The organism is Xenorhabdus khoisanae, from assembly GCF_001037465.1.
GTDB classification, from domain to species: Bacteria; Pseudomonadota; Gammaproteobacteria; order Enterobacterales; family Enterobacteriaceae; genus Xenorhabdus; species Xenorhabdus khoisanae.
On sequence record NZ_LFCV01000047.1, the window covers coordinates 1 to 6,394 of the forward strand.

A 6,394-nucleotide genomic window follows, 5' to 3' on the forward strand; every position below is an offset into this window, starting at 1 on the left:
ATACTATTGCTCTCAACTAATGTCACAAGCTGATAACATTCATGCCTGATTTTTATTTCTGATAGATGTTTAATTAAGGCAGATAAACAAGATCATTGTTTGCCGTCTATGATGTTCAAATTATTTAATTTGAAAAATAAAAGCCTAATTCGATTACCTATATAAGAAACATATGATTAGATGATGAAAACCATTGATAATATAAATAACACTTTTACCTACATTAATTTATTTAATTAAAATCTGATAAAAAATCAAATCATGAGAGTTACAAAAAAATAAGATCATTAGAAAAACCACAAAAACGAAAAATAAACACAATTAAATCAACAAACTAAAAACAAAAAGCCAAGCTCGCTATTTTTCTTATTTTTACTATTACAAGAATTAAGAGTTAACATTTGGTTTCTAAATGTCATCTACTTTCATTTCAATTCCATGCAAAAAAATGGAAAAATGGTACATTCAAAAACATCCTAAATTTAGTAATAAAACTTTCTTATCTTTACATTTAAATCCTATTCTTAGTAAAAAATTAAGACTTCACGACATAATTAACAAAAAGACGAAATACATACAGGAACCAATCAACTATTATTTTGTTTCACCTTTAAATAATCTTTTGCTGTTATTCAACATTCCTACGGCACATTTTCCCCTGAATAAATCTACGCATTACCGTACAATTCCCCCCATATTGTTTCATGTAAGTTACCCGGAGAACGGATGGACAGACGATTTGTTCAATCCCACAAAGAAGCACGTTGGGCAGTATTCCTGACGTTAGCTTATCTTGTTGGTTGGCTGCTATGTGCCTATTTACCCAGTGATGCCATTGGCTTAACGGGATTACCCCGCTGGTTTGAACTGGCTTGCCTGCTGCTACCCGCCTTATTTATCATCCTCTGCTGGTTGATGGTGAAGTTTATATTTAAGGAAATTCCGCTGGAGGATGTTGATGCAAAGTGAAGTGATTCTGCCTCTCGTGGGATATCTGGTATTGGTTTTCATACTGTCAATCTATGCCTATCGCCGCCGACAAACAGGCGAATTCCTGAATGAGTATTTTCTCGGTAATCGCTCCATGGGGGGTTTTGTACTGGCAATGACCATTACAGCCACCTATATCAGTGCCAGCTCATTTATCGGTGGCCCCGGCGCCGCTTATAAGTACGGGATCGGTTGGGTATTGTTATCCCTGATCCAACTGCCAGCAATATGGCTCTCACTGAGCGTACTGGGGAAAAAATTTGCCATCCTCGCCCGCCGTTACAATGCGGTCACGCTCAACGATATGCTGTATGCGCGCTATCAGAGTCGTTTTCTGGTCTGGTTTGCCAGCATAAGCCTGCTGGTTGCTTTTGTCGGTGCAATGACAGTGCAATTCATTGGCGGGGCGCGTTTACTCGAAACTGCTGCGGGCATCCCTTACGATACGGGATTGTTGATTTTTGGTGTTTCAATTGCCCTGTATACCGCTTTTGGCGGCTTTCGGGCCAGTGTCCTCAATGATGCCTTGCAAGGGTTGGTGATGCTACTGGGAACGGTGTTACTGCTGGCAGGCATTATCTACAAAGCCGGCGGGTTGTCAGCGGCGGTCACCACTTTGCGTGCCATTGACCCGAATCTGGTTTCTCCCCATGGCGCGGATAATATCCTTACAGGGCCATTTATGGCGTCCTTCTGGGTATTGGTCTGCTTTGGCGTCATCGGGCTGCCACACACCGCTGTGCGTTGCATTTCCTATAAAGACAGCAAGGCGGTTCATCGCGGTATTATTCTCGGTACCATCGTCATGGCAATCCTGATGTTCGGCATGCACCTTGCCGGCGCTTTGGGGCGGGCGATCATTCCTGATCTGACCATCCCCGATCAAGTTATCCCAACCCTGATGATCACCGTACTGCCGCCTGTCGCTGCCGGGATTTTTTTGGCTGCGCCTATGGCTGCGATTATGTCCACGATTAACGCCCAACTGCTGCAATCTTCGGCTACCATCGTCAAGGATCTCTATTTAAACCTGTTTCCGCATCAGATCAGCCAAGAGAAAAAACTCTCACGTATCTCCAGCTATTCCACCTTACTTTTAGGTGCATTACTGCTATTGGCAGCATGGCGTCCACCTGAGATGATCATCTGGCTGAACTTGTTGGCATTTGGCGGATTGCAAGCCGTTTTCCTTTGGCCGCTGGTACTGGGGTTATACTGGGAAAAAGCCAATGCCCACGGAGCAATCAGTTCGATGCTGATCGGTGCCACAAGCTATACCCTGCTGGCAACGTTTAATATCCCGCTTCTCGGTTTCCATCCCATCGTGCCATCACTGTTGCTGAGTTTACTGGCATTCGGAATAGGCAATATGATGGGTCATAAACACACACAACAAACCGCTGCCTCTCAATAATCGCAGCGTGATTTTATCTCCACAATAAAGAGAATTTTTATGCCTTGGATACAATTAAGACTTAACACCACGGGACAACAAGCTGAAGCATTGGGTGATGAGCTAATGGAAAGTGGCGCAGTATCCGTCACTTTTCAAGATAGCCACGATACCCCGATTTTTGAGCCTCTGCCGGGCGAAACCCGTTTATGGGGCGATACCGACGTTATCGGCCTGTACGATGCTGAAATGGATATGAAGGCGGTTGTAAGCCAACTGGAACAGCTTCCACAACTGGGCAGGAACTTCATCCACAAAATTGAGCAGTTGGAAGATAAAGACTGGGAACGCGAATGGATGGACAACTTCCACCCAATGTGTTTTGGCAAGCGTCTGTGGATTTGCCCTAGCTGGCGCGAAGTGCCAGAACCTGATGCCGTCAATGTCATGCTTGATCCGGGTTTGGCGTTCGGGACAGGAACTCACCCAACCACTTCACTGTGCCTGCAATGGCTTGATGGTTTGGATCTGGCGGGAAAAACTGTTATCGACTTCGGTTGTGGTTCCGGCATTCTGGCTATCGCAGCCCTGAAATTAGGCGCGAAACATGCCATCGGTATTGATATCGACCCACAAGCCATCCAAGCCAGCCGGGATAACGCTGAACGTAACGGTGTATCCGACCAGTTAACCCTCTATTTATCTAAAGATCAGCCTAAAGACCTCGAATGCGATATCGCCATTGCCAACATTCTGGCTGGCCCATTGCGTGAACTTGCCCCTGTTATCGGCTCACTGCCTAAATCAGGTGGATTATTGGGCTTGTCTGGCGTTCTGGCAAGTCAGGCTGAAGGAGTTGCCCAAGCCTATGACAATGAATTCATTATCGATCCGATAGCTGAACAAGAAGAATGGTGCCGCATCACAGGGATTAAAAAATAATCACTTAATGCCTATGGAAAAGCGAGATTATCCACTAAAATGATCACCCAGGAGGTCAATTGGTGATAATCCGCTCTCTTTGTGATTAGAAATATAAGTAATAATAAATTTCGTCAATAACGCGTAACCATATGTTATTTAAAGATAATTAACCATTTTTGAAAAAATCAACTGGAAAAAATCCGTTATAAATATCGATTCGCTCAAAGTTTGGCCTTTCATATCTTGTGAAAAATGCGTAATATACGCGCCCTTAGTCACAGTTGACCACTCTTTCTTCGCCTATGCGTATCGGACAATACCAGTTGAAAAACTGTCTTATTGCGGCCCCTATGGCAGGCATAACAGATCGCCCGTTTCGATCTCTTTGCTATCATATGGGAGCAGGAATGACAGTCTCAGAAATGCTTTCTTCTAATCCTCAGGTTTGGAAGACGGATAAATCTCGGCTGCGTATGGTTCATAGCGACGAACCCGGAGTGCGTTCTGTACAAATTGCCGGTAGTGATCCCGATGAGATGGCGGCGGCGGCGAAAATCAACGTCGACAATGGCGCTCAAATCATCGATATCAATATGGGGTGTCCAGCCAAAAAAGTGAATCGCAAGCTGGCAGGCTCTGCATTACTGCGTTATCCAGAACTGGTTGAAAAAATCCTTTCTGCGGTAGTCAATGCGGTTGATGTGCCTGTTACTTTGAAGATTCGCACAGGATGGTCACCGGAAGAACGCAACTGTATAGAAATTGCCCAATTGGCCGAGCGTTGTGGTATTCAGGCTCTTACGATACATGGCAGGACACGAGCTTGCCTGTTTAATGGCGAGGCTGAGTACGACAATATACGGACAGTTAAGCAGACTGTTGCCATACCAATTATTGCTAATGGCGACATTACTGACCCGCTAAAAGCCAGAGCAGTGCTTGAATACACTGGGGCTGATGCCCTAATGATAGGCCGCGCTGCTCAGGGAAGACCCTGGATCTTTCGGGAAATCCAGCATTATCTGGAAACAGGAGAACTGCTGCCACCGATGCCACTTGGCGACGTGCAGCGTTTAATGAACGAGCATATACGAGAACTGCACGATTTTTACGGTCAAGGCAAAGGAGTTCGTATTGCACGTAAGCATGTATCTTGGTATCTCAAGGAACATGCTCCTGATGACCAGTTTCGGCGCACATTCAACGCCATAGAGGATGCCAGCGAACAGCTGGAGGCGTTGGAGGCATACTTCGAAAATTTTTGCGTAAATAAAGAAAAGAGCTGACAGAACTATGTTCGAACAACGCGTAAATTCTGATGTACTAACCGTTGCTACTGTAAATTCACAAGATCAGGTAACTCAAAAACCTCTGCGTGATTCAGTTAAACAAGCACTGAAGAACTATTTTGCTCAACTGAACGGTCAAGACGTTAATGACCTGTATGAGCTGGTACTGGCTGAAGTAGAACAGCCACTGTTGGACATGGTGATGCAATACACCCGTGGCAACCAAACCCGCGCAGCACTGATGATGGGCATCAACCGTGGCACTCTGCGTAAGAAACTGAAAAAATACGGCATGAACTAAGTTTTACTTAGTAACCTGTTGATAAAATGGCACTTTTCATTATATGGGAAGTGCCTTTTTATTTAATATTACCCCACCGATTACCCCACAGAAAAACCCTCAGCACAAAGACCCACAGAACAACATGAGTACCAACGGAAAATAAGAATTGGGCTTGTTATAAAGGCCAGTAAGCTAAACGTTTCGACCGCAGCGTATTTCGTTGAGAGATATTGAGATGAGAATTACGGATGTTTCTAGCAGTGAGAAGATACCCCGTTACGGCTATCTTCCCGGCGATTTTCAAAAAATAGGCTGATTATCTTATGGCTTATTTCTAACCTTTCGTTCAATAGGCTGACCGCGCTGATCAAAATAACGGCTAGGCCATATTTCAGAGGGATGTATTTCAAGATAGTTAGCAATAATCCATTCGCCTTTAGGCCACAGACGGCTAAGTGTATTTGCCAGTGTAGATGAACTGAGTCCCGCCTCACGAGAAACAGCAGCTAAGGTTGTACCACGCTTACGCAATGCTGCGATAATGTCGGCTTGATGCCAGTCATTTTTAACGTTATTCATTCCTGCTACCCCTTCCATTAATTAATATTGATGGTGGCGATTCAGACAGGGTTATCACAACCGGGATCAACTTCCGGCGAGGCGTAAGCCTCCCCTGCCTGAACCGCCATAGAAAGGGCGATAGCAGACACACTGGCAGAAACATCCTACCAGTGGTTGATCTTCAAGGGTGATAATCCTTGACCATTAGATTTTGCTAATGGCGGGGCTACTTTAACTGATTGGTTTAACAGCTTCAATAAGCGAATCAGTATAAACGCTTAACTTTTTGTGTTATGTGCTGTCCAGATGAGATCTGATATTTTTTCTACTCTGAGTTCAAGCAAATATGACAGTCGGCTTTGCTTAACAAATAAAAATCTTGTCGAATGTCTCAGGGCGTGAAGCGGACATTCATAGCACTAGTTCACATAAAAAAACAAGATCAACCGACTAGTCTCTATATTATGTCGTCATGAGAAGTTTCGTGCTAGGAAATGATAGAATCATCTATGGTGATTCACATCTTTTCTAGGTGAAGATTTTTCTCTTCAAACTCTTTGAGCTAACTCATCAGTGCCGCGTCCATGTCGCTAGTTTATAGAAGCAGATACTCGCACAACTTAGGGACTAGTATTCTGCTTGAGAACGGCGGTGTTCTATCTGTCAGTAAAGAATGATTGTTTCATAGAAAACCTTCTACATTCTGGTTAGGAAAAATTCTGTTTATACACATATCGGTTATCCGAGAAGATGACCAACATTATTCGGATATAAGTAAAATCAATAAATAATTAATTGAAATTGCTGTCGCTCCTACTCCAAAAGAACATTATGATGCATAATATTAGATAATCATCATCAGACGATATATTAAAATTATATATCTTTATTTTTGAGGCAGTATAGAAATGAGTGATTTTGAAGATTTATCTTTGGAAATAAAAAGAACAATAG

6 protein-coding genes are annotated in these 6,394 nt (G+C 43.6%); 5 read left to right on the top strand and 1 reads right to left on the bottom strand.

The features are described from left to right. Window positions 1–726 precede the first annotated feature (726 nt). The 5 genes from AB204_RS08065 to fis all read left to right on the top strand — a co-directional run bounded on the left by AB204_RS08065 (window position 727) and on the right by fis (window position 4,897). On the top strand, window positions 727–969 hold the full coding sequence (locus tag AB204_RS08065) for a YhdT family protein (protein ID WP_047962871.1): 243 nt from the start codon (window positions 727–729) through the stop codon (window positions 967–969). Further along, window positions 959–2,404 (top strand): sodium/pantothenate symporter, encoded by a 1,446-nt coding sequence (panF, locus tag AB204_RS08070; protein WP_047962872.1) that lies wholly within the window; start codon window positions 959–961, stop codon window positions 2,402–2,404. Before AB204_RS08065 ends, panF begins: the two co-directional genes overlap by 11 nt. A gap of 39 nt (window positions 2,405–2,443) precedes the next feature. Further along, window positions 2,444–3,325, top strand: coding sequence for a 50S ribosomal protein L11 methyltransferase (gene prmA / locus AB204_RS08075; protein ID WP_047962873.1), 882 nt, complete (start codon window positions 2,444–2,446; stop codon window positions 3,323–3,325). Between the two features lie 284 nt (window positions 3,326–3,609). After that, window positions 3,610–4,593, top strand: a complete 984-nt coding sequence (gene dusB / locus AB204_RS08080; protein ID WP_047962874.1) for a tRNA dihydrouridine synthase DusB — start codon at window positions 3,610–3,612, stop codon at window positions 4,591–4,593. A 7-nt stretch (window positions 4,594–4,600) separates the two neighbouring features. Then, window positions 4,601–4,897, top strand: a complete 297-nt coding sequence (gene fis / locus AB204_RS08085; protein ID WP_010847912.1) for a DNA-binding transcriptional regulator Fis — start codon at window positions 4,601–4,603, stop codon at window positions 4,895–4,897. A gap of 303 nt (window positions 4,898–5,200) precedes the next feature. Here the strand turns inward: fis and AB204_RS08090 are convergent, their stop codons facing one another. Next, window positions 5,201–5,458 (bottom strand): helix-turn-helix domain-containing protein, encoded by a 258-nt coding sequence (locus AB204_RS08090; RefSeq protein ID WP_047962875.1) that lies wholly within the window; start codon window positions 5,456–5,458, stop codon window positions 5,201–5,203. Between the last annotated feature and the right edge of the window lie 936 nt (window positions 5,459–6,394).